Origin of the sequence: Neisseria sp. P0008.S010 (assembly GCF_051962715.1) — a bacterium.
GTDB classification, from domain to species: domain Bacteria; phylum Pseudomonadota; class Gammaproteobacteria; order Burkholderiales; family Neisseriaceae; genus Neisseria; species Neisseria elongata.
The window spans coordinates 1-296 of sequence record NZ_JBQCVA010000242.1 but is presented as its reverse complement, the minus strand read 5'-3'; the positions used below and the strand labels follow the sequence as shown (position 1 = coordinate 296).

Below are 296 nucleotides of genomic sequence, written 5' to 3'. Positions count from 1 at the left end.
TGAGATTCCAGCTGTGCAGTTTCAATGGCAGTTCCAAGGTTGAGCCTTGGGCTTTCACCACTGACACACACAGCGACCTACGCTCGCTTTACGCCCAGTAATTCCGAACAACGCTAGCCCCCTTCGTATTACCGCGGCTGCTGGCACGAAGTTAGCCGGGGCTTCTTCTCCGACTACCGTCATTATCTTCATCGGCGAAAGAGCTTTACAACCCTAGAGCCTTCATCACTCACGCGGCATGGCTGGGTCAGGCTTTCGCCCATTGCCCAATATTCCCCACTGCTGCCACCCGTAGG

The 296-nt window shown here is 55.4% G+C and carries 1 rRNA gene; it reads right to left on the bottom strand.

The features are described 5' to 3' along the window. Window positions 1-296 (bottom strand): 16S ribosomal RNA (locus ACTHSL_RS13405); the annotation flags it as partial.